This is a genomic window from Streptomyces sp. KMM 9044 (genome assembly GCF_024701375.2).
Taxonomy (GTDB): Bacteria; Actinomycetota; Actinomycetes; order Streptomycetales; family Streptomycetaceae; genus Streptomyces.
The window spans coordinates 1231772-1253782 of record NZ_CP113910.1 but is presented as its reverse complement, the minus strand read 5'-3'; the positions used below and the strand labels follow the sequence as shown (position 1 = coordinate 1253782).

General features: G+C 71.6%; 21 protein-coding genes and 2 pseudogenes. 10 read left to right on the top strand and 13 right to left on the bottom strand.

Going from position 1 to position 22011, the window contains the following annotated elements; translation table 11 throughout:
- Positions 1 to 18: 18 nt before the first annotated feature.
- On the bottom strand, positions 19 to 459 hold the full coding sequence (locus tag HUV60_RS05635; RefSeq protein ID WP_257851902.1) for an SRPBCC family protein: 441 nt from the start codon (positions 457 to 459) through the stop codon (positions 19 to 21).
- 184 nt (positions 460 to 643) lie between these two features.
- Here HUV60_RS05635 and HUV60_RS05630 point away from each other — a divergent pair.
- Positions 644 to 880: pseudogene (locus HUV60_RS05630) on the top strand (DNA glycosylase AlkZ-like family protein); the annotation flags it as partial.
- Between the two features lie 517 nt (positions 881 to 1397).
- Here HUV60_RS05630 and HUV60_RS05625 read toward each other — a convergent pair.
- Positions 1398 to 4238 carry a helix-turn-helix transcriptional regulator gene (locus tag HUV60_RS05625; RefSeq protein WP_257851903.1) on the bottom strand — a complete coding sequence of 947 codons (2841 nt, stop codon included), beginning with the start codon at positions 4236 to 4238 and terminating at the stop codon, positions 1398 to 1400.
- A 405-nt stretch (positions 4239 to 4643) separates the two neighbouring features.
- Between HUV60_RS05625 and HUV60_RS05620 the strand changes: the two are divergent.
- A pseudogene (locus HUV60_RS05620) lies at positions 4644 to 4820 on the top strand (AMP-dependent synthetase); the annotation flags it as partial.
- Between the two features lie 212 nt (positions 4821 to 5032).
- Here HUV60_RS05620 and HUV60_RS05615 read toward each other — a convergent pair.
- The 5 genes from HUV60_RS05615 to HUV60_RS05595 all read right to left on the bottom strand — a co-directional run bounded on the left by HUV60_RS05615 (position 5033) and on the right by HUV60_RS05595 (position 7569).
- Complete coding sequence (locus HUV60_RS05615) at positions 5033 to 5554, bottom strand: GNAT family N-acetyltransferase (protein ID WP_257851904.1); 522 nt, start codon at positions 5552 to 5554, stop codon at positions 5033 to 5035.
- A gap of 189 nt (positions 5555 to 5743) precedes the next feature.
- Positions 5744 to 5875 carry a hypothetical protein gene (locus HUV60_RS05610; protein WP_257851905.1) on the bottom strand — a complete coding sequence of 44 codons (132 nt, stop codon included), beginning with the start codon at positions 5873 to 5875 and terminating at the stop codon, positions 5744 to 5746.
- 48 nt (positions 5876 to 5923) lie between these two features.
- Positions 5924 to 6169: a hypothetical protein gene (locus HUV60_RS05605; protein ID WP_331461974.1), complete on the bottom strand. Its 246-nt coding sequence runs from the start codon at positions 6167 to 6169 to the stop codon at positions 5924 to 5926.
- A 170-nt stretch (positions 6170 to 6339) separates the two neighbouring features.
- Positions 6340 to 6561: a hypothetical protein gene (locus tag HUV60_RS05600; RefSeq protein WP_257851911.1), complete on the bottom strand. Its 222-nt coding sequence runs from the start codon at positions 6559 to 6561 to the stop codon at positions 6340 to 6342.
- A gap of 594 nt (positions 6562 to 7155) precedes the next feature.
- The gene (locus HUV60_RS05595) at positions 7156 to 7569 is read right to left on the bottom strand and encodes a MerR family transcriptional regulator (RefSeq protein ID WP_257851912.1); all 414 of its coding nucleotides are present in this window, start codon (positions 7567 to 7569) and stop codon (positions 7156 to 7158) included.
- Between the two features lie 401 nt (positions 7570 to 7970).
- Between HUV60_RS05595 and HUV60_RS05590 the strand changes: the two genes are divergently transcribed.
- On the top strand, positions 7971 to 9473 hold the full coding sequence (locus HUV60_RS05590; protein ID WP_257851914.1) for a SulP family inorganic anion transporter: 1503 nt from the start codon (positions 7971 to 7973) through the stop codon (positions 9471 to 9473).
- Positions 9474 to 9601: 128 nt separating this feature from the next.
- On the opposite strand, the gene HUV60_RS05585 is transcribed toward HUV60_RS05590, so the two are convergent.
- Together HUV60_RS05585 and HUV60_RS05580 are read right to left on the bottom strand one after the other, a co-directional pair.
- The gene (locus HUV60_RS05585; RefSeq protein ID WP_257851915.1) at positions 9602 to 10330 is read right to left on the bottom strand and encodes a spermidine synthase; all 729 of its coding nucleotides are present in this window, start codon (positions 10328 to 10330) and stop codon (positions 9602 to 9604) included.
- 95 nt (positions 10331 to 10425) lie between these two features.
- Positions 10426 to 12111 (bottom strand): ribonuclease J, encoded by a 1686-nt coding sequence (locus tag HUV60_RS05580; protein WP_257851916.1) that lies wholly within the window; start codon positions 12109 to 12111, stop codon positions 10426 to 10428.
- Between the two features lie 698 nt (positions 12112 to 12809).
- Between HUV60_RS05580 and HUV60_RS05575 the strand changes: the two genes are divergently transcribed.
- The 7 genes from HUV60_RS05575 to HUV60_RS05545 all read left to right on the top strand — a co-directional run bounded on the left by HUV60_RS05575 (position 12810) and on the right by HUV60_RS05545 (position 19134).
- Positions 12810 to 14411: a peptide chain release factor 3 gene (locus HUV60_RS05575; RefSeq protein WP_257851917.1), complete on the top strand. Its 1602-nt coding sequence runs from the start codon at positions 12810 to 12812 to the stop codon at positions 14409 to 14411.
- Between the two features lie 677 nt (positions 14412 to 15088).
- The gene (locus HUV60_RS05570; RefSeq protein WP_257851918.1) at positions 15089 to 15340 is read left to right on the top strand and encodes a thiamine-binding protein; all 252 of its coding nucleotides are present in this window, start codon (positions 15089 to 15091) and stop codon (positions 15338 to 15340) included.
- Positions 15337 to 15705 carry a helix-turn-helix domain-containing protein gene (locus HUV60_RS05565; RefSeq protein WP_257851919.1) on the top strand — a complete coding sequence of 123 codons (369 nt, stop codon included), beginning with the start codon at positions 15337 to 15339 and terminating at the stop codon, positions 15703 to 15705. Before HUV60_RS05570 ends, HUV60_RS05565 begins: the two co-directional genes overlap by 4 nt.
- A 156-nt stretch (positions 15706 to 15861) precedes the next feature.
- Positions 15862 to 16380, top strand: a complete 519-nt coding sequence (uraD, locus tag HUV60_RS05560; protein ID WP_257851920.1) for a 2-oxo-4-hydroxy-4-carboxy-5-ureidoimidazoline decarboxylase — start codon at positions 15862 to 15864, stop codon at positions 16378 to 16380.
- Positions 16381 to 16402: 22 nt separating this feature from the next.
- The gene (gene uraH / locus HUV60_RS05555; RefSeq protein WP_257851921.1) at positions 16403 to 16798 is read left to right on the top strand and encodes a hydroxyisourate hydrolase; all 396 of its coding nucleotides are present in this window, start codon (positions 16403 to 16405) and stop codon (positions 16796 to 16798) included.
- A gap of 5 nt (positions 16799 to 16803) precedes the next feature.
- Positions 16804 to 17724, top strand: coding sequence for a factor-independent urate hydroxylase (pucL, locus tag HUV60_RS05550; protein ID WP_257851922.1), 921 nt, complete (start codon positions 16804 to 16806; stop codon positions 17722 to 17724).
- Between the two features lie 30 nt (positions 17725 to 17754).
- Complete coding sequence (locus tag HUV60_RS05545; protein ID WP_257851923.1) at positions 17755 to 19134, top strand: 8-oxoguanine deaminase; 1380 nt, start codon at positions 17755 to 17757, stop codon at positions 19132 to 19134.
- Between the two features lie 214 nt (positions 19135 to 19348).
- On the opposite strand, the gene HUV60_RS05540 is transcribed toward HUV60_RS05545, so the two are convergent.
- The 4 genes from HUV60_RS05540 to HUV60_RS05525 all read right to left on the bottom strand — a co-directional run bounded on the left by HUV60_RS05540 (position 19349) and on the right by HUV60_RS05525 (position 21961).
- Positions 19349 to 19771, bottom strand: a complete 423-nt coding sequence (locus tag HUV60_RS05540; RefSeq protein WP_257851924.1) for an acyl-CoA thioesterase — start codon at positions 19769 to 19771, stop codon at positions 19349 to 19351.
- Positions 19772 to 19830: 59 nt separating this feature from the next.
- A complete protein-coding gene (locus HUV60_RS05535) occupies positions 19831 to 20475 on the bottom strand; it encodes a hypothetical protein (protein WP_257851926.1) in 645 nt (214 codons plus the stop codon).
- Between the two features lie 13 nt (positions 20476 to 20488).
- Entirely contained in the window at positions 20489 to 20605 is a 117-nt protein-coding gene (locus HUV60_RS33540; RefSeq protein WP_331462043.1) for a hypothetical protein, read from the bottom strand.
- A 147-nt stretch (positions 20606 to 20752) separates the two neighbouring features.
- Positions 20753 to 21961: a pyridoxal phosphate-dependent aminotransferase gene (locus HUV60_RS05525; RefSeq protein WP_257851928.1), complete on the bottom strand. Its 1209-nt coding sequence runs from the start codon at positions 21959 to 21961 to the stop codon at positions 20753 to 20755.
- Positions 21962 to 22011: the final 50 nt, after the last annotated feature.

Below are 22011 nucleotides of genomic sequence, written 5' to 3'. Positions count from 1 at the left end.
GGGCGTCTCCGCACGCTGTCACGGCTGCCGCAGCAGGGTGTTCACCGCCCGGCCGAACACCCGGCAGGAGACGGCCCGCAGGGCCGGGTCGCAGAAGCCCGGCAGGAAGCGGACGCGCAGGTCCTCGCGCCACAGCACGCGGGTACGGCCGCCCGGCCCCGGGCGGACCTCGATCTCCGCCCACCCCCTGACCACGCGGCCCCGCTTCTCCAGCCGGCACAGGCCGGGCGAACCGCCGGCCGGGGGCCGCCAGACGGTCACCTCCATCCGGTCGTCGAAGGCGACCGGGCCGAGGCCCGAGCGGGCGACGAAGACCGTGCCCTCACCGGTGGGCGGGGGAGTGGTCACGGTGACCCGGGTGAGCGGGACCGCCGCTCCGTGGCGGGGCCACTCCGTGAGCCGACGCCAGGCCTCGTCGAGCGGGAGCGGTGCCGTGCGCTGGAGATGGAAGGTGGCCACGGGACGATCCTAAGGAGTCGGGGCAGGCCGGGGGCCAGGCCGGGGCCAGGCCTGGGGCGTGTCACCCGCCCGGCCCAGTCGGTGCGCGAGTCCACCGCGGGACCGGCGCGGGTGCGGGCCGGGTAGGGGGCGTACCGGCAGCACCTGGAGCGTTCTGGCACCCGTGCGCTCGGCCACCTCGCGCGTCAAGCCGCCGTACTACGCGCTCGCCGCCCGCCTCGACGGCTTCACCCCCGAGGCGCTGTCCCGGTCGATGGCCGGCCGCGCGGTGGTCCGCATCGTCACCCTGCGCTCGACCATCCCCGCCCACACCGCAGGCGGCTGCCTCACCCTGCGCCCTCTGGCCCAGCCCGCCCGCGACCGCGAACTCGTCTCCTTCCGCAAAGGGCTGGACGGCGTCGACCTCGACCGGCTGACCGTGCCCTCCTCGTCGACGGCTTCCTGGCGGGAGTGCGGAAGCTGGACGAACGCGCCCTGGCGATCGAGCCGTTCGGCCCGCGCAGCAGGGCCCGGCGGGACGAGATCACCGCAGAGGGGGAGCGGATGCTGCGGGTGATGCACCCGGACGCGGCGTACGACATCCGCTTCGCAGCCGTACGCCGGTGACGGGACGCCAGGGGAATGGAGAGGGGGCGTTGCGGGCTGCTCGTGGAAGCCCGCAACGCCCCCTGGCAATCACCTGAGGGGTACTCAGGACATCAGGTGGCGGCGACCACGCCGGTGGTCGAAGCGGTCCTCGTACTGCGGACGAGCCCGGACATCGGTCTCCTCATCGGCTGCCGGTGGAGGTCGCGCGGGGCGGGGGGCCACAGAGGACCGGACTACCGGCCCTGTGGGCCCGGCGAGCGGCACACCCTTACGCTACGAGCCGGAGCGCGAGTCTCCAATGAGGGAACCCCCTACGGGAGTTGCACAGGGAAAACCCTCGGTCCCCGGGGTCACTTCGTGCGGCGTCCCGCCGCCAGGCGGACGATGTCCACCCTCGAGCGGATGCCCAGTTTCCGGTACACCCGGGTGAGCGTCGCCTCGACCGTCTTGACGCTGATGAACAGACGGGCGGCGATCTCCCGGTTGGTGGCGCCCTCCATCACCAGCGAGGCGACCTGCCGTTCCATCGAGGCGAGACCGTCCAGCGCCGCCGAGGTGGCCACGGGCACCGTCTGCGGCTCCACCGGACCGGCGGCCACGGCCGTGTCCACCTGCCGCAGCCAGGGCAGCGCGCGGCAGCGCCTGAACAGCCGGGCGGCCTCGTCGTACGGGGCATGGCCCGGTACCGCTTCCGGGCGCCGGGCGCGCAGCCGGGCCAGCGCGAACGCGGCCCGCGCCTCCTCCAGCCCGTGCCCCAGCCGTCCCAGCCGGTCCTGCGCCGACGTCAACTGCTCCTGTGCCGCCTCGTGCTCCCCACGGGCCGCCCGCACCAGTGCCTCCGCGCGGTCCAGTACGGCGAGGACGCCCGCGCGGTCCAGCCGCAGCGCGTGCACCCGGGTGAGGTTGAGGAGTTCCTGCGCCTCGCCCGGCTCACCGATCCGGACCAGGGCCTCGGCGAGATCGCCGTGCCAGCGGCCCCGCGCCGGGTCGGTGATGCCCATGCCCTGCTCCAGTTCCCGCACCCGGCGCAGTGAGCGGACGGCGCCCGCCGCGTCCCCGGCGACCAACTGGGCGTAGCCGAAGGCGGCCAGCGCGCGCGAGAGGTACATCTGGTCGCCGTCCACCTCGGCGTGGTCCGCGGCCTCCCGCGCCAGTACCAGCGCCCGCTCCACGTCCCCGCCGGAGGCCTCCGCGAGCGAGGCCAGCATCGCCGAGGCACCCTCCCCGATCCCGGAGTCCCGGGCCAGCCGCAGGCTCTCCCGGGCCAGGTCCAGGGCACGGCCGCAGTGCCCCGAGCGCAGCTCCGTGTCGGCCAGGAAGCGCAGGAAGTGCACCTCGCTCTCGACCATGCCGCGCCGTCGTGCCTCACGCAGCAGCCCGGTGATGCTCTTACGGGCCTCGGGCAACTGGTCGCTCATGAGCAGCCAGCGGAACCTGGCCATGCCCGCGCCGTTGTGGTGGCAGGCCACATACGGGTCCTGGGGTTCCCTCAGGGCCCGCTGGATGGTGCCCGGTGCGTCCGGGTGGCCCATCAGGGTCTCGGTGGACGACTGGAAGGACAGCGCCATCAGCTCGGTGCGACGGTCCTTGCCCCGTGCCGCCAGGTCCGCCGCGTGCGCGGCCTCCCGCCGGGCCTCGCCGAAGTCGCCGTCGACCACCAGCTCCCGCCAGGCCAGCTGGTAGTGGACCAGGGCGAGCAGCCGCGGGTCGTCGCCCGCGTCGGCCAGTACCTGCGGGAAGACCGCGTCAACCTCACCGAGCGCCTGCCCGGCCGCCTCGATGACCACCATCCACGCCCGTACCCGCTCCGCGGGCACCGTGGCCCGGGTCAGCACCTCGCGCGCGATGTCCCGGGCGAGATCCGCCTCTCCCGCGATGATGGCGTCCTCGGCCGCCTGCAGCCGCCGCTCGTCCGGGCCCGGCGTGCCGTCGGTCGTGTCGGCCGGGGTGCGGCGGGCGGCCAGCAGGCCCAGCGAGGCGGCGACCGAGGGTGCCCCGCGGTCGCGGGCCAGCGTGGCGGCCTCGGCGAGCCGGGCCGCCACCTCCGGGTCGGTGCCGGTCGTGGCGAGCGCCAGATGCCGGGCCCGCTCGATGGGGTCGGAGGCCGCCGTGGACAGCGCCGCGTGTGCGGCCCGCCGCTCGTGCGCGGGGGCCTCCGCGTACAGCGCGGCCGAGATCAGTGGATGCGCGAACCGCAGCGCCGGTTCCTCCGGGTCCGTCGCCAGCAGCCCCAGCGCGGCGGCCTGGGCCGTCTCGTCCTCGGCGTGGTCCCGGCCGGCCGCGTGCAGCAGCGCCGGTGTGGGGCGGGCGCCGGCGCTGGCCACCAGCAGGGTGCGGCGCGCGTCGTCCGACAGCATCTCCAGCCGGCTGAGGACCAGGGCACGCAGCGAGGTCGGCACCGGCAGCGGCTCGCCGGGGCGTGCCCTGGCCGGGCTCTCGGCCAGGGCACGGCCCAGTTCGAGCGCGAACAGCGGGTTGCCGTCGCTGGTGCGGTGGATGTCACGGACCGTGGTGCGGGACAGCCCCGTGTAGCCGCGGTGGTCGAGCAGCGCGGACACCTGGGCACGGGAGAACGGGCCCAGCCGCACCACGTGTGTGTCCGGCGGGCAGACCCGCAGATGACGGTCGTACTCCTGCCCTCCGGTGCCCTCGGCCCGCACGGCGCACAGCATCTGCACGGGCGCGTCGCCCAGACGCCGGGCGGCGAAGCCCAGCAGCTCCGTGCTGGCCGAGTCCAGCCACTGCAGATCGTCCGCGACGACCAGGACGGGCCCCTCCGCGGCCAGCGCCCGCAGCGTGGACAGCACCGCCAGGCGCAGTGCGAGCCCGTCCTGCTGGAGCGTGGACTCGCCGCGGCCGGTGAGCGCCGACTCCAGGGCGGTGCGCTGCGCGGCGGGCAGCGCACCGGAGACCCTCTCGAGGACCAGCCCGAACAGATCTGCCAGTGCCAGGAACGGAAGGTGGGATTCGGACTCCGTGGCGGAGCAGCGCAACACCGTGGGCGCCCCGCTCGCGTTTTCCGCAGCAAGTGCCCGCAGCATGGTCGATTTACCTATTCCGGCGGGCCCGTACAGCAGCACGCTGCCCCCGCGGGCCAGCTGCTCGCGCGCTTCGGCGAACGGTTCCTCCCTGCCGATGACCAGGTCGGAGCGGCACCTGGCAGGATCCTTGAAGTCCCGGCGCACGGTCACCGCTCCCTTCTGTGTCGTGTCCTGGCCAATATTAGGCAATGGGTCAGTTACATCCGGAGGCGCGACGTCGTGAGGGAAATAACAGCGGACGCGCGGATGAAATCCAAAGTCCCGGCGCACCGGTCGAAAAACCCCGGCCCGCCGGTATTGCCGACCCCACGAGAACACCGCAAACCTACGGCAACCACCCCGCCCCGCGTGGGGAGACCGCCATCTCCCCACGCGGGGCGGGGTGGCCGGCCCGTCGCACGCACGGTTGATCCGCCGCGACGCGGAGCAGTTCGTCGGGCCGGTTGTCACCTGTTCGCCCTTCGTCGGGGTTCCCGAGTGAGCCCCGCCCCCCTTTCGGGGTAGGTGGAACCTGCGCCACGGACCGGACGACGGGAGAGAGCCGCCCGGCAAGACCCGGACACCGCGAGGGAACTCTTCGGACACTCCCGCAAGGCACTCGCCCCCTACAAGCGGATCCGCCGGCTGGAGTTCGGGGGCCTGCCCAAGACCGTTTCCGGCAAGATCCGCCGCATCGGGCTGCGCGAGGCCACGGCGGCGGGATCCGACGCCGGGTACCGCGAGGAGGACTTTCCGGGGACCCCCGCGACCTGGTCGCCCCGGAGGACCTGCGTGCCTTCTGCACCGGCCGGCCCACTACAGGATCCCGAGCCGTCCCCAGATCCTGGACTCCTTCCCCACGACGGTCCCGGGAGAGGTGCGCAAGGTGGAACCGCGGAAGCGGTACGACGGGGAGGACGGGGAGGACGGGGAGGGCCGAGGGTTCAAGAGGGCCGAGCGGGAAGTCACGGCTGTCCGACGAGTGCGGACATGCATACGCGCGGCCACCGGTCGAGCCCGTGCTCGCCCTCCTCGGCGCGGATCCGGCGCAGGCCGGGCGTGAGCTCGGTCTCGGCCAGCGTCCAAAAGCCGAGGCGGGCGTAGTACGGGGCGTTCCACGGGACGTCGGCGAAGGTGGTCAGGGTCAGGGCGGTCAGGCCCTGCGCGCGGGCCCGCCCGGCGGCGTGGGCGATCAGGGACCGGCCCACGCCCCGGTGGGCGGCGCGCGGGTGCACCGAGACCTGTTCGACATGCAACGCGTCGTCCACCGGCTCGGCGATCAGGTACGCGACGGGCCGGTCCCGTTCGTCGGCGGCGACCCAGCAGTGGCCCGCCCGCCGGTGGCGCTCGAGGATGGTGAGGGCGGGCGGTTCGTCGTCGGCGATCTCCGGCATGCCCAGGGCGCGGAAGGGGGCGCCGGCGGCCCGTTCGATGTCCTGGAGGGCGGACAACTCGTCGGGGGCGGGGGGCCGGATGTGCGTACGCATGCGCCGAGTATCGGACGGTGGGGGCGGGATCGTCCCCGGGTTTTCGGGCTTCCCGTGAGCGGGTGGCCTCCAGTGCGTCGGCCGGGGTGTTCACCGGCCGCGGGGTGCCGGTGAGGCAGAGCGGGAACAACGGGACGCCGAGGCCGGCGCGGCCACGGACACCACCGTGGCCGTACCGGTACCCGACTGCTACCCGACCGCGCCACCCAGTGCCCACAGTCCGACCTCGAACACGGTGAAGTAGCCGAGGCTGAGGAGCGCGTACCGGCGATAACGGCCGGGGCCGTCCGGCCCGCCGAGCCGTTCCAGCCAGTCGTCCACGTTTTCCAGGTGCGTGTGCCCTGGATGTGCCCGGTGGGGACCGGCCGTTCACCCCTCGGTGAGTCGCAGAGCGTGGCACAGATGCCGGCGTCCGCCGTGGGTGAGGCGCACTCCGGGCGTGCCGGAGAAGATCTCGTGCCCTTTGTCGTGGTCACCGGCCTCGGTGGCCTCCTGGTGCGCCTCGACGCCGGTCCACTCCGTGTACGGCAGTACGCGGCTGCCGTCGGTGCTGTGCAGGAAGCGGACTGAGACCGTGCCGGGATGTCCGCCCTCCTCCGGCTGGGCGGCGAGCACCGCATCGGTGAAGGAGCGCTGCCGCTCGGGTCCGTCGACGTCGAAAACGGCGGTGATCAGGCAACCCGGGACGTGGGTTCCGTCCCGCTCGGCAAGGCTGTGGTACAGCCGGTAGCCGGGCGCGGACCGGCCAAGGGCGCGGTGCAGGCACCGTCACGCACGAAGGCGTCCTACGGCAGGGCGCTCTCCCACTGCGCGAGCGACAGCACGGTCTCGCCGTCCGTGCTCGCGAACCGACTCACGGCATCGAGACCGTGTGGAGAGGGAACACAGTCCACTGCCTGCGCTTCGGCGTCGACGAGCAACTGCTGGTGATCGGGTCCTCCGGCATGCCGCGTGCCGATCACGACGGTGCCGGCGCGGTGGATGTCCGGGAAGCGGTCGGTCGTCAACGCGGTCTCCTCGGAAGGCGATGGGCGGTCGGATCCCGACGATGATGCGGGGGCAGGGGCCTGGGTGGGCAACTGCTGTACCGAGCCTGCATGTTGTCCTCGCCCGCCCGTCCCTCGGCGCCGGATCGGTCGGGGACGCGCCCCAACGGAGCGCCTCCTATCCGCCGCCGTGCACTGCCCCACGCCGTGCACTGCCCCACGCCGTGCACTGCCCCACGGTGTGCACTGCCCCACGGTGTGCACTGCCCCACGGTGTGCACTGCCCCACGGTGTGCACTGCCCCACGGTGTGCACTGCCCCACGGTGTGCACTGCCCCACGGTGTGCACTGCCCCACGGTGTGCACTGCCCCACGGTGTGCACTGCCCCACGGTGTGCACTGCCCCACGGTGTGCACTGCCCCACGGTGTGCACTGCCCCACGGTGTGCACTGCCCCACGGTGTGCACTGCCCCACGGTGTGCACTGCCCCACGGTGTGCACTGCCCCACGGTGTGCACCGTCGCACACCGAACACCGTCGCACGGTCGGACGGCGTCGAGGGGCGCGGCCCATGGAGGACCGCGCCCCTCGACCCGGACCACGACCGAAGCGGCTCAGGCGCTTGAACGGGCATCCGTCTGCAGGCGGCGGCGCAGGGCGGAGGCGAAGTCCTCGGCCATCTCCAGCCGGGCCCGCAGGGTCTCGCAGCGTGCGTCGGCCACCTTGCGGTAGGAGTCCAGCCGCTCCCGCAGGCGCTCGAGCTCCTCGCCAGCGGGCCGGTCGTCGGTGTCCGCAAACCGGTCGGTGATCTCCAGCAGGTCCCGCATCTCCTCCAGGGAGAAGTCCAGCGGCTTCATCCTGCGGATCACCATCAGCCGCGCCACGTCGGCCTCCGCGTACAGCCGGAAGCCGCCCTTGCTGCGCGCCGAGGGAATGACCAGGCCCACTTCCTCGTAGTGCCGGATGGTGCGCAGCGACAGACCGGTCCGCTCGGCCACCTCGCCGATCTGCATGTGCCGCTCGCTCATCGCCGCACCTTCTCCTTCACATCTCCGCCTGTTCGCGAAACCGTCAAGTTCTCGAGTCCGGGTGAGAACAGTCACAGGATCTCGGGGGCTGTTTACCTGCTTCTCACAAGAAGACAAACCGCACCCTCCCCTTACGTCGGGGTACAGTTTCCTCTGTGCTCGTCCCCGGCGTCCAGCGCCCGGCAGGAGCGCAACCGTCGTAGCGGGGCCCCGACCGGGCCCGGACGGCACCCGAAGACTTCCGGGCAATGATGCCCGACCGGCAACCGTAGGGTTGCCGCCCTGTCCGGCACGGCCCCGCCAAGGCGGCCGGGCCGCCGGAGAGTCCGCACCTTGTGGAATCGGTACGACGCGCGCGCGTCCAGCGGCATGGACGTGTGCGCCCGAACAGAAACGGTTGCATGTCCTCACCGCTGTCCGCGGCCCCCAAGCTGCGCATGTCCAAGCCCGACTGGCTCGCCTCCCCGAAGATCCTCCGCACCGAGGTGCTGGCCGGGTTGGTCGTGGCCCTGGCCCTGATCCCGGAGGCCATCTCCTTCTCGATCATCGCCGGTGTCGACCCCAGCGTCGGTCTGTTCGCCTCGTTCACCATGGCGGTCGTCATCTCCGTCGTGGGGGGCCGCAAGGCGATGATCTCCGCCGCCACCGGCGCGATCGCCCTGGTCATCGCCCCTCTCAACCGTGATTACGGCCTCGGCCACCTGATCGCCGCCGTCATCCTCGCCGGTGTCTTCCAGGTGGTCCTGGGCGCGCTCGGCGTGGCGAAGCTGATGCGGTTCGTGCCCCGCTCGGTGATGGTCGGCTTCGTCAACGCGCTCGCCGTTCTGATCTTCATGGCCCAGGTGCCGGAGATGCGCGACGTCCCCTGGGCGGTCTATCCGCTCATCGTCGCCGGTCTGGCCCTGATGGTGTTCTTCCCGAAGATCACCAAGGTGATCCCGGCGCCGCTGGTCTCCATCGTCGTGCTGACCGTCATCACCGTCGCCGCCGGTATCGCGGTCCCCTCGGTCGGCGACCAGGGCGAGCTGCCGTCCTCCCTGCCCGTCCCGGGCCTGCCGGACGTCCCCTTCACTCTGGAGACCCTGACCACCATCGCCCCCTACGCCTTCGCCATGGCGCTGGTGGGCCTGATGGAGTCGCTGATGACGGCCAAGCTGGTCGACGACATCACCGACACCCACTCGGGCAAGACGCGCGAATCGATCGGTCAGGGTGTCGCCAACATCGTCACCGGGTTCTTCGGCGGCATGGGCGGCTGCGCCATGATCGGCCAGACGATGATCAACGTGCGGGTCTCCGGTGCCCGCACCCGCCTGTCCACCTTCCTCGCGGGCGCGTTCCTGATGGTGCTGTGCATCGTCTTCGGCCCTGTCGTCTCCGACATCCCCATGGCCGCCCTCGTCGCCGTCATGATCATGGTGTCGGTCGCCACCTTCGACTGGCACTCCATCCAGCCCAGGACACTCAAGCGCATGCCGCTGGGCGAGACCGTCGTCATGGCGACCACGGTGGTCGTCGTGGTGACCACCCACAACCTCGCCATCGGCGTCGTCGTCGGTACCGTCGCCGCGATGATCATCTTCGCCAAGCGGGTGGCCCACCTGGCCAACGTCTCCGGGGTGGTCGACCCCGACGGCAAGCAGGTCGTCTACTCGGTCACCGGCGAACTGTTCTTCGCCTCCTCCAACGACCTCGTCTACCAGTTCGACTACAAGGACGACCCGGACGACGTGGTGATCGACCTGTCGGGCACCCACGTCTGGGACGCCTCCTCCGTCGCGGCCCTGGATGCCATCGAGACCAAGTACGCCCAGCGTGGCAAGAAGGTCACCATCGTCGGCCTCAACGAATCCAGCGCCGACATGCACCAACGCCTCGCCGGACAACTCACCGGCGGCCACTGACGGGCGGCCTTCGGCACGCGGACCGGGGCGTCTGCGCAGACCGGCCCGACCGGCTCGCGCGCGGCCCGGCGCCTCCGGACGCAGGGCCGCCCGACGGGTGGAACGCCCCGGGCGGCCCGTGGAGCCTCCTAGTACGCGTCTGTTTTCGTGCCGGCCACATAGACCGTGTTGGCCGACGTACCGCCCTGCAGGGGGTTGGTGAACTCGACGACGTGTGCCGCCGGCTCCGTGAAGACCTCGGTGAGCGCGGAGAGGAACCGCTCGTCGGGCGGATCGTTCGACCACAGGGCGAACACACCGCCGGGGCGGAGATGCCCGGCGAGAGCACGGAGCCCGGGCGGCTGGTAGAGCGCGGCGTGGCGTGGGTGGAGCACATCGCGCGGCGAGTGGTCGACGTCCAGCAGGATGGCGTGGAACCGGAGATCCGGCTCCTTTGGGTCCAGTCCGCTGGTGCCGGAGGCCATCGCGAAGAAGTCGCCGTGGACCAGGCGGCAGCGGGAATCCGACGCCAGCCCGGCCCCGAGGGGGACCAGGCCCCGCTGGTGCCAGTCGATGACTTCCGCGAGTGCGTCGATCACCGTGAGCGTGCGGACGCGGGGGTCGTCCAGTGTCGCCCGGGCGGTGTACCCGAGCCCCAGTCCGCCGACGGCGACGTCCAGTCCGGTGTTCGGCAGCCTGGCCAGGCCCAGCTCCGCCAGCGCGATCTCGCCGGCGGTGAAGAGGCTGGACATCAAGAACTCGTCGCCGAGCTTGACCTCGTACACGTCCTCGCCCGAGACCGGATGACGGCGCCGTCGCAGACTGATCTCACCGATCGGTGTCTCCTGCCAGTCGAGTTCCTCGAAGCGCGGACTCATCCGTCCACCTTTCCGATGTCCGTTGGGCACAGGGGGCAGCGCCACCGGGACGGCGCCTGGTGGCCCCCGCCCGGGGCGAGGCGGGGGCGGCCGTGTCAGGCGTCGATGATGACGGGGATGATCAGCGGCCTGCGGCGGTGGGTGCGGAAGGCCCAGTTGGCCACGGCGCGGGCGACGAGCTGTTCGAGCTGATGCGCGTCGCCGACGCCTTCCTGGGCGGCGGTGGCCAGCGTCTTCTCGATGACGGGGATCACGGGTTCGAACGTGGTCTCGTCATGGACGAAGCCGCGGGCCAGGAAGTCGGGTGCCTCGGCCAGCGCGCCGGTGTCGGCGTCGACGATGGCCACGACGGTGACGACGCCTTCCTCGGCCAGGGTGAGGCGGTCCTTGAGGGATGCCTCGGTGGCGCCGCCGACCTCCATGCCGTCCACGTAGACGTTGCCCGCGGGCACCTTGCCGGTGATGGACGCGCGCCCGTCGACGAGGTCGACGACGACCCCGTCCTCGGCGATGACGACCCGCGCGGGGTCGACTCCGGTGCGGATGGCGAGGTCGGCGTTGGCCCGCAGGTGACGGAACTCGCCGTGGACGGGCATGACGTTGCGGGGCTTGACGATATTGTAGCAGTAGACGAGTTCACCGGCGCTGGCGTGCCCGGAGACGTGCACCTTGGCGTTGCCCTTGTGGACGACGCGGGCGCCCCAGCGGGTCAGCCCGTTGATCACCCGGTAGATGGCGTTCTCGTTGCCGGGGATCAGGGAACTGGCGAGCAGGACGGTGTCGCCCTCGCCGACGCGGATCTGGTGGTCGCGGTTGGCCATCCTCGACAGCGCGGCCATCGGCTCGCCCTGCGATCCCGTGCACACCAGGGTGATCCGGTGGTCGGGGAGCTTCTCCAGCTCCTTCGTGCTCACGACCAGGCCGGAGGGGACCCTCAGATAACCCAGCTCACGGGCGATGCCCATGTTGCGGACCATCGAGCGGCCCACGAACGCCACCTTGCGTCCGTGCTGGTGGGCGGCGTCCAGGACCTGCTGGATGCGGTGCACGTGGCTGGCGAAGCTGGAGACGATGACCCGCCGGGGCGCGGTACGCATCACCTGCTCGATCGCCGGATTCAGCTCGCGCTCGGAGGTGGTGAAGCCGGGTACCTCGGCGTTGGTGGAGTCGGTGAGGAAAAGATCGACGCCCTCCTCGCCCAGACGGGCGAAGGCACGCAGGTCGGTGATGCGGTCGTCGAGGGGGAACTGGTCCATCTTGAAGTCACCGGTGTGCAGCACCATGCCGGCCCCGGTACGGATCGCCACGGCGAGCCCGTCCGGGATGGAGTGGTTGACCGCGACGAACTCGCACTCGAAGGGGCCGAAACCCCGCCGGTCGCCTTCCTCGACCCGTACCGTCCGCGGCCGGATGCCGTGCTCCTTGAGCTTGGCCTCCAGGAACGCCAGCGTCAGCTTCGAGCCGACGACGGGAATGTCGGACCGCTCGCGCAGCAGATAGGGCACACCCCCGATGTGGTCCTCGTGTCCGTGGGTCAGGACGACGGCCGCGATGTCGTCCAGGCGGTCCCGGATCGAGGTGAAGTCGGGAAGGATCACGTCCACCCCGGGCTGCGTCTCCTCGGGGAACAGGACCCCGCAGTCCACGACGAGCAGCTTGCCGGCGTGCTCGAAGACGGTCATGTTGCGGCCGATTTCGCCCAGGCCGCCCAGGGCGGTGACCCTCAGCCCTCCTTCGGGCAGGGGAGGGGCGGCTTTGAGTTCGGGGTGCGGATGGCTCATATCCCGACGTTATCGGAGAGCCCTTCGAGGTGGCTCCCCGCCTGCCCCGTGGAGCGTCGAACCGGGTGCGTGGAACACGCCTGGGGAAGGAAGGGAGACGACCGGGGAGTCGTCCGCGCCCGGTCCGAAGTGTACGGCGAAGCGTGATCGTGCGAGGGCGTGAGACCGTTGGGACGGTGCGGCGTCAGCCGCGATTGGTTCTCGACGGAGCGGGACCGCGGTGGTTCGCCCGTCCCGCTCCTCGTCCCGCGGGGTTTCCCGGCGCCGATGCGGGATCGGACGGCCGGTGACACGGCCGGCTTTCGCCCGTGGACGGTCGTGGGCGGCGCCACGTGACGACGGCGGCCCGTCGGGGCTGCCCTCGTGCAGCGACCATTGGCCTACCCTGACGTTAGAGTAGGTTACTGGTTCGGTGAGAGAGTTGGTACGCGAGGCGGCGTGGCGTACGAGGCCGCTGGACTTCTGTCCGGAGGGCGTACGGGCTGCTCCGGAATGCTGGAGCGGCTTCCCGCCGGCGGTTCGCCCTTGCCGGAGAGTGACAGTGACGTACACGAGGAACTGGTGACACGGTTGCGCAAGTACTGGGTCGAAGCCGATGCGCGGTGTGAGGACCCGCGTCGGCGGTCGGGGCAGGCGGAGGAATTCGCTCGTTCCCCGCACGGGTCCCCGGCCCGGCCGGCGGACGCGGAGGCGGTGCGATGAGTGCCTCCCGGGACCGGGCGGCTGCCGAGGCGGCCCGACGGCGTACGTTCGCGGTGATCAGTCATCCGGACGCGGGCAAGTCCACGCTGACCGAGGCCCTCGCCCTGCACGCGCAGGCCATCACCCAGGCGGGCGCGGTGCACGGCAAGGCCGGGCGGCGCGGGGTGGCGTCGGACTGGATGGAGATGGAGAAGGCCCGCGGGATCTCGGTGACCTCGGCGGTGCTGCAGTTCGCGCACCGCGGGTGTGTGCTGAACCTGCTGGACACTCCCGGTCACGCGGACTTCTCCGAGGACACCTACCGGGTGCTGGCGGCGGTGGACTGCGCGGTGATGCTCGTGGACGCGGCCAAGGGCCTGGAGGAGCAGACCCGCAAGCTGTTCGACGTCTGCCGGCACCGCGGCATCCCGGTGATCACGTTCATCAACAAGTGGGACCGCCCCGGACGCGACGCCCTGGAACTTCTCGACGAGATCGAGCGGGAGTTCCGTCTCGGGCCCACCCCCGTCACCTGGCCGGTCGGCGAGGCCGGACACCTGCGCGGACTGATCGACGTACGCGAGCCGGAGCGGATGCTGCGCTACACCCGCACGCCCGGCGGCGCGCACGAGGCGACCGAGGAAGCCGTCCCGGCCCACCAGGCCGAGCTGGAGGAGGGTGCGGACTGGGGCGAGGCGCTCGAGGAGCTGGAGCTGCTGCGGGCCGACGGCGCCGTGCACGACCGGGAGGCGTTCCTGGCGGGCCGGACCACGCCGGTCTTCTTCGGCGCGGCGGTCTCCAACATCGGGGTGCGGCTGCTGCTGGACGCCGTCGTCGACCTCGCCCCGCCGCCCGGCCCGCGCGCACTGGAGGGTGGAGGGAGCCGGCCGGTGGACGCGCCGTTCTCGGGACTGGTGTTCAAGGTGCAGGCCAACATGGACCCCGCTCACCGTGACCGGATCGCGTTCATGCGGGTGTGCTCGGGCGTCTTCGAACGGGGCATGACCGTCACCCGTGCCGCCTCCGGCAAGCCGTTCGCCACCAAGTACGCGCACAGCGTCTTCGGCCAGGACCGCTCCATGGTCGACCTCGCCTACCCGGGCGACGTGGTCGGCCTGGTCAACGCCGCCTCGCTGCGCGTCGGCGACACCCTCCACACCGACCGGCCGGCCGTGTTCCCGCCGATGCCGACCTTCGCGCCCGAGCACTTCGCGGTGGTCCGACCGGTCGACCTGTCCCGCTCCAAGCAGTTCCGGCGCGGCATCGCGCAGCTGGACGAGGAGGGCGTGGTCCAGGTCCTGTCCTCCGACCTGCGCGGCGAGCAGGCGCCCGTGCTCGCGGCCGTGGGGCCCATGCAGTTCGACGTCGTCACCACGCGCATGGCCGGCGAGTTCTCCGCCGCCGTGAGGCTGGAGATGCTGCCCTACCACCTGGCCCGGTCAACCGACGCCGCCGGCGCCGAGGCGCTCAACGGCTCCCGCATCGTCAAGGGCGAGGCCCTCACCCGCATCCGGGACAAGGCCCAGCTCGCACTCTTCCCCGACCGCTGGCAGGCGGGCTCCTTCCAGCGGGAGTTCCCCGGCGCACGGCTGGAGCACCTCGTCGCAGCCCACGACTGACCGCCGGGGCGCACCGGAGCCCCGTGACAGGCGCAGTGGCCACCGCACGTCGAGAGCCTGTCCGCGGGGAGGCCGGGCATTTCTCCGGCGTCGCGGTACGGGAAGCGCCGATCACCTCCCCGCAGCCCCGGCCCGGCGGTGTTCGGCTCCTCCTGGACAGCGCGAAGACCACCGCACCGGGGGCGGTCTTCGCGGACCGCTCCGGCCGCTCCGGCCGAAGGGGGACGGCCTCGGTGTGAGCGGCGACGCCTTCGGCTCCCGGAGGGTGCGGCGTCTGCGCTCCGGACTGGGCTCGGGGCACCTGCCGAACGGACATCGGCTGCGCGTGCCCTCCGCACTCTCCTGCTGCGTGAGTGTGTGCGTCGGTACCGGTCGCGGTCGCTCGGTCGTCCGAGAGGACATCCGTACACGGCCAGGGGCACCGCACCGGGCTGACGGCCTGCCCTGGGGCCATGGCGCCGCGCGGGAGGCCTGGTCACGTACAGGGTGGAGGGCGTCCCGGTCGGTTAGGGTCGCCTCGTGGCGGACGACGTGGCTCCGCCCCAGTGAAATCGATCGGCCGGGGTGTATCGCGACTGTGCAGCAGTCGACTAGTGCGTCCCTGTCGTGCCCCGATGTGCCCTCACTGTGGGGGATCCAGGGGAAAGTGCAGGTCAGGGGCGTTTTCTGGGGGCGCAATGCGATTGAGAGTGGAGTTCACGACCGAGCCCTTCGATCTGGACGAGGCGCCCGCGCACGCGGTGGTGGCCCGGGAGGTCGTGGAGGGGGCCGCGCTGGACTCGGTGGACGTCGGGCCGTTCGGAAACACCGCGGAGGGGGGTGCCGACGTGGTCCTCGACGCTGTGGACGCGCTGCTGCGCCGCAGCCTGGAGGCCGGCGCGACCCGGGTCTCGCTCCAGGTCAACGTGATCGCGGAGGGCAGGGGATGAGCGGTGTGGCGGACGAGCCGTTCGTCGCTGCGGTCAAGCCGCTCGTCGACGCCATGGGCGGGCAGCTGCTCCCGCCCGACGAGGCCGGTCCCGACGACGTCGTCCTCGCCTGGGAAGGCGCCGACGCCGTCGCCGTGCGCCTGCCCCAGCTCGCCGACTCCCTCGATCACATCCTCGCCGCGCTGGAGCGCCGGCACGGCCGGCCCCTCGCCGGCCTGGACCGCAGGACCAAGCAGGAGATCGTCCGCGGTCTGGAGGCGCGCGGTGCCTTCGCGGTCCGGCACGGCGTCGAGACGGTGGCGGGCGCGCTCGGCGTCAGCCGCTTCACCGTCTACAACTACCTCAACCGGGAGAAGGGCTCCTGAGGGTCGCCCGAAGGCCCCTGAAGGACTCCGGCCGGTTTCGGGAGCGGCCCGACTGTCGCGTTTTTCAACAAACTGTTGACGTAGTGGTCCGGGGCGGCGTTAGCTGTTCGCACGCCCGTTCCGCAGGACGGCCGTTCCCGGCCGGGGGAGGCTTCCGTGACGTCCACTTCCACGCCGCAGGGCCTGGCCCGCTTCAACGCCCTGGAGGAGAGCGCGGCCCTTGCCGCACTCCACGAGGTGTGCGCCTGCACGGCATGGGTCCGCCTGCTGCTCGCCGGCCGCCCCTACGCGACCGCCGACGGCCTGTACGCCACCGCCGACGCCGCCGTGAGCGGGCTGACCGCGGCGGACCTCGACGAGGCGATGGCCGGACACCCGCCGATCGGCGGACCCCGGTCCGGCGACCCGGCCACCACGCGGGAGCAGAGCGGCATGGCCTGTGCGCCGGACCGGCTCAAGGCGGAGATGCTCGAGCTGAACCTCGCCTACCAGGAGAAGTTCGGCCATGTGTTCCTCGTCTGCGCCACCGGCCGGACCGGCGAGCAGATGCGCGACGCGGCCAGGGAGCGCATCGGCAACACGCCGGAGCGGGAACGCGAGACCGTCCGCACCGAGCTGGGGAGGATCAACCGCATCCGCCTGGCCCGGCTCGTCGAAGCGGACCGACAGCCCTGACATCCCTAGGAGCAGCGCCCGCATGAGCACCGAGACCACCGCTTCCGTGTCCACGCACATCCTGGACACCAGCGCCGGCCGCCCCGCCCGGGACGTCGCCGTCCAGCTCTCCGCCCGCCCGGGCCGGGAGGCGCACTGGCAGGCGCTCGGCGGCTCCGCGACGGACGAGGACGGGCGGTGCGAGGACCTCCCGGCACTGCCTGAGGGCACCACCCATGTACGGCTCCACTTCGACGTCGAGCGGTACTTCACCGACAGGCAGGCCGAGGCACGGCAGGACACCCCCGCGCACCGGGACAGCGGCACCGGAGTGTTCTTCCCGGAGGTGGCGATCACGTTCGCCGTCGTACCGGGCGAGCGCTACCACGTACCGCTGCTGCTCAGCCCGTTCGGCTACTCCGTATACCGAGGGAGCTAGCAGTCATGCCCACGATTCTCGGCCGGAACCAGTACGGCAAAGCGGAGAACCGCGTCGTCAGGGTCACGCGGGACGGCGCCACCCACCACATCAAGGACCTCAACGTCTCCGTCGCCCTGTCCGGCGACATGGAGGAGGTCCACCACTCCGGCTCCAACGCCAACGTCCTGCCGACGGACACCACCAAGAACACCGTGTTCGCCTTCGCCAAGGAGCACGGCATCGAGTCCGCCGAGCAGTTCGGCATCCACCTCGCCCGGCACTTCGTCACCTCCCAGGAGCCCATCCACCGGGCCCGTATCCGCGTCGAGGAGTACGCCTGGGAGCGGATCGCGACCTCCGGGGCCCACACGGGCGAGCGCGGGGAGCACTCCTTCGTCCGCAAGGGCCAGGAGACCCGGCTGACACAGGTCACCTACGAAGGCGGGTGCTGGGAGATCGTCTCGGGCCTGAAGGACCTGACGGTGCTGAACTCCACCGACTCCGAGTTCCACGGCTTCGTCAAGGACGGGTACACGACGCTGAAGGAGACCCGGGACCGCGTCCTCGCCACCTCGGTCGCCGCCCGCTGGCGGTTCAACTGGACCGACGACGAGCGGCCGATGCCCGACTGGGAGACATCCTACGAGCGGACGAGGCAGCACCTGCTCCAGGCCTTCGCGGAGACGTACTCCCTGTCCCTGCAGCAGACGATGTACCAGATGGGCGCCCTGATCATCGAGCAGCGCGACGAGATAGACGAGGTCCGCTTCTCCCTCCCCAACCGCCACCACTTCCAGGTGGACCTGGAGCCCTTCGGACTCGACAACGACACCGCGGACGGCGCTGTGTACTTCGCCGCCGACCGTCCCTACGGCCTGATCGAGGCGACGATCCTGCGCGACGGCTGCGAGGCGCTCATACCGCCGGACCTCACCAACCTCTGAGACAAGAACGATTGCTGGAGGGACGAACCCATGGAAGCAGCCCGGCGCACCGTCATAGAGAACTGCGCGATCGCGACCGTCGACGCGAAGGACGCCGAGTACGTTTCCGGGCACCTCGTCCTCGCCGGCCACCGCATCGAGTCGCTCGGCCCGGGCAGGGCCCCCGGAAGCCTGGAGAACGTCGTCCGCCGCATCGACGCCACCGGGCATCTGGCGACGCCCGGCCTGGTCAACACCCACCACCACTTCTACCAGTGGATCACCCGGGGCTTGGCCACCGACCACAACCTGTTCGACTGGCTCGTCGCGCTCTACCCGACCTGGGCGCGCATCGACGAGCCGATGGTGCACGCCGCCGCCCGGGGCTCCCTCGCGATGATGGCCCGCGGCGGTGTCACCACCGCCATGGACCACCACTACGTGTTCCCCCGCGGCTCCGGCGACCTGTCCGGCGCCGTCATCCGTGCCGCCCGCGACATGGGTGTGCGCTTCACCCTCGCCCGCGGTTCGATGGACCGCAGCGAGAAGGACGGCGGACTGCCCCCGGACTTCGCCGTCGAGACGCTCGACGACGCCCTCGCCGCGACCGAGGAGACCGTCCGGGAGCACCACGACACCTCAGGCGACGCCATGACCCAGGTCGCCGTGGCCCCCTGCTCCCCCTTCTCCGTCTCCACCGAACTGATGCGGCAGGGCGCGGAGCTGGCGCGCGGTCTCGGCGTACGTCTGCACACGCACGGGTCGGAGACGGTGGAGGAGGAGAAGTTCTGCCACGAACTGTTCGGCATGGGCCCGACCGACTACTTCGAGTCCACCGGCTGGCTCGGCGAGGACGTGTGGATGGCGCACTGCGTCCACATGAACGACTCCGACATCGCCGCCTTCGCCCGTACGGGCACGGGCGTCGCCCACTGCCCCTCCTCCAACGCCCGCCTCGCCGCCGGGATCGCCCGCGTCCCCGACCTGCTGACCGCCGGAGTCCCGGTCGGCCTCGGCGTGGACGGCACCGCGTCCAACGAGTCCGGCGAACTGCACACCGAACTGCGCAACGCCCTCCTCGTGAGCCGCCTCGGCCCTCACCGCGAAGCCGCTCTGACCGCACGCCAGGTGCTGCGCCTGGGCACCTACGGAGGTGCCCAGGTCCTGGGCAGGGCAGCGGAGATCGGCTCGCTGGAGCCGGGCAAGCTCGCCGACCTGGTGCTGTGGCGGATGGACACCCTGGCCCACGCGTCCATCGCCGACCCGGTGGCCGCGCTGGTCCTGGGCGCGGCGGCGCCGGTCACCGCGTCGTTCGTGAACGGCCGTCAGGTCGTGGAGGAGGGCCGGCTGCGCACGGCCGACGAGGGCGAGATCGCCCGCGCCACCCGCGCCCAGGCCCGGCGGCTGGCTGCCATCGCGGCGCAGGGCTGAGCGAGCGCCCGGTGGAGCCGGCCAGGGGGCACCGTCAGGGAGGATGCTGTGCCGAGGGCTCCGGGTGCCGTGACGGTCCGGACGGCCAGGAGTGTTGCCGTTCCGGTGGCGGAAAACCCCACCGACCGAAAGCGGAAGCGAAGCGAAGCGAACTCCGCCCCGGTCCGTCCGCCGGCCGCTCCGCCGTTTCTCCCTTCCGCCGCTGCGGTCGGTCCTACAGGCCGAACAGGCCCGGGTTCCTGGCCAGCTCCCGGAAGACGTCCTGCGGGCTCGGCAGCAGCTTGCGCAGCCCCAGGTCCAGCACGCCGCCGACCGCCGTGATCTCGGCCGAGACGGTGCCGTCCGCCCCGGTGACGACCTGCTCGATACGGAACGTCTTGCCGGTGTTCCAGGAGAAGGCGCAGCTCACGTCGACCTCGTCGCCGGCGAGCAGTTCGCGCTTGTAGCGGATGGTCGTCTCCAGGGCGACCGGCCCCACGCCCCGCGCCGCGAGCACGGACTGCGTGATGCCCGCTTCACGGAGCAGGGCCCAGCGCGCGTGCTCCGCGTAATTGAGGTACACGGCCTGGTTGAGGTGGCCCTGCACGTCGGTCTCGTACCCGCGCACGGTCACCCGGACGGAAAACGGCTCGCTCACTGCGTCCCCTTCGCCCCCGCTCGATTCGCTGCACTCGCCACAGATCCTGACACGCGCCCTCATACACGGCGCGGGGAGGCCAGCAGGTAGCGGGCCCGCGTCCTCGGCTCCGTGTACTGGCCGACCTGCCAGCCGGCCCCCTCCAGGGAGGCCGCGCAGGCCCGCAGCACCTCGCCGTCCGCCTCGTACACGGCGACGGCCTCCGGCTGCGGTGTCTCCCGCACCCGGTAACCGACCTCGGCGTCCTGCCCGGCCGGGGGATGCCCGGCGGCCTCCAGCGCGAGTGCGGCAGCCTGCACGAGATGCGAGCGCTCCCAGCCACAGGGCCGGTCCGTGGCGCCGTCGGGATTGGTCATCCGGCGCAGCTCCAGCATGCCCTGCCAGGCACTGTGCACCTCCCGCCGCCGGGCGGGACCGGGCTGGTGCGCCACGCCCTCGCCACCGACGCGGGCCGTGAACACCCCGGTCGCGGCCGGCGCCTCCGCTTTCACCGGCTCCGGCTCCGGCTCCGGCTCTGCCCCCGCCTCCCGGATCCGGTGCCCCTGTGGGGTCAGGAAGTGAGCGTGCGGCGGCCGCGGATGCCGGAAGGCGAGCCCACGCGTCACCAGCGCCGCGAGCTGGGCTCCCGTCCCCTTCAGCCGACCGGTGACGGGATCGGCGGCGTCGACGAGGCGGCGCTGGGCGGCGGTGAGCGGTCGGTTCATGGGGTGTAGTGGATCAGTGTTCGGAGGCGTACGGGAGGAAGGCGGCCCGGCGCTGGGGGGCGAAGGTGGGGCGGGGGCCCGATGTGCGCTTCGAGTCCCGTACACGGAGGGCGGCTGGGGTGGTGGCGATCTCGACCGTCGTCGGTGCTGCAGCTGCTCTTGAACCACTTCAGCTCGGTGCCGTCACAGGCCGGGGGCTTCGCACTCATGTCTCTCCTGCCTCTGTTCACTCATACCTTGGTCCGACGCGGTCGCCCCGTCCGTGGTTCCCTGGTTCCTACTGTCGGTAACCGCTCAGGAAGCGGCCGATGCGGCCGACCGCGGCCTCCAGGTCGTCCGCGTGGGGGAGGGTCAGGATGCGGAAGTGGTCGGTGGTGGGCCAGTTGAAGCCGGTGCCCTGGACCACCTGGATCTTCTCCCGCAGGAGCAGGTCGAGGACGAACTTCTCGTCGTCGTGGATCCGGTGCACAGCCGGGTCGATGCGGGGGAAGGCATACAGGGCGCCCTTGGGCTTGACGCAGCTCACGCCGGGGATGTCGTTGAGCATGCGCCAGGCCACGTCCCGCTGTTCGTGCAGGCGGCCCCCCGGGGAGGTCAGCTCGCTGATGGACTGGCGGCCACCGAGAGCGGCCTGAATGGCGTACTGGGCGGGCGCGTTGGCGCACAGGCGCATGGAGGCCAGCGTCGTCAGGCCCTCCAGGTAGTTCCTCGCGTGCTGCTTCGGGCCCGTGACCACCAGCCAGCCGGAGCGGAAGCCCGCCACGCGGTACGTCTTCGACAGCCCGCAGAAGGTGAGGACGACCAGGTCGGGGGCGAGCGCGGCGGCCGAGTGGTGTACGGCGTCGTCGTAGAGGATCTGGTCGTAGATCTCGTCGGCGAGCACCATCAGGCCGTGACGGCGGGCCAGCCCGAGGATTCCCTCGACGATCTCCTTCGGATAGACCGCGCCCGTCGGGTTGTTGGGGTTGATGATGACCACGGCCTTCGTGCGGTCCGTGATCTTCGACGCCATATCGTCCAGGTCCGGGTACCAGTCGGCCTGTTCGTCGCACAGGTAGTGGACCGCCTTGCCGCCCGCAAGGGTGGTCACCGCCGTCCAGAGGGGGAAGTCGGGCGCGGGGATGAGGACTTCGTCGCCGTCCTCCAACAGCGCCGTGACGGCCATCGACACCAGTTCGGAGACGCCGTTGCCGAGGAAGACGTCGTCGACGTCGACCTCCACACCCAGGGTCTGGTAGCGCTGGGCCACCGCGCGGCGGGCGGAGAGGACGCCCCGCGAGTCGGTGTAGCCGTGCGCCTGCGGCAGCATCCTGATCATGTCCTGGAGGATCTCCTCCGGCGCCTCGAAGCCGAACAGGGCCGGATTCCCGGTGTTCAGGCGCAGCACGCTGTGTCCCGCCTCCTCCAGCGCGTTCGCGTGTTCTATGACCGGGCCGCGGATCTCGTAACAGACCTCGCTGAGCTTGCTCGACTGCCGGAACTCCATGCGCCGCTTCCCCTCGGGTATCCCGTGCTTCCTGCTTGGTTTTACCAAGT